Source organism: Alkalibacterium sp. s-m-28 (genome assembly GCF_054658175.1).
Window position 1 is genome coordinate 1 of sequence record NZ_BAAGIQ010000510.1, and the last position, 235, is coordinate 235.

General features: G+C 43.4%; 1 pseudogene. It reads right to left on the minus strand.

Going from position 1 to position 235, the window contains the following annotated elements:
* Window positions 1–134 precede the first annotated feature (134 nt).
* Window positions 135–235, minus strand: a pseudogene (locus tag ACYQ4S_RS13060) (IS200/IS605 family transposase); the annotation flags it as partial.

A 235-nucleotide genomic window follows, 5' to 3' on the forward strand; every position in this document is an offset into this window, starting at 1 on the left:
AAATCAAAACCACCAGTGTGAACTGGTGGTTTGCTCTGCGGCTGAAAGCCTCTCTTACCGGCCTCGGCCTGAAAGGCCCACTGAGTGGGTTTCCCTTATGCACCACACTTACTCACTGATTCTAAAAGAATCGTTTATTTTTTCTTGTTCTTATGTCCGGTGAACGGATCATATTCTTCGAATAATGTCAGTTGATCGCTCATATAGTCTTCTCGAAGCTGATTCCTAATATACT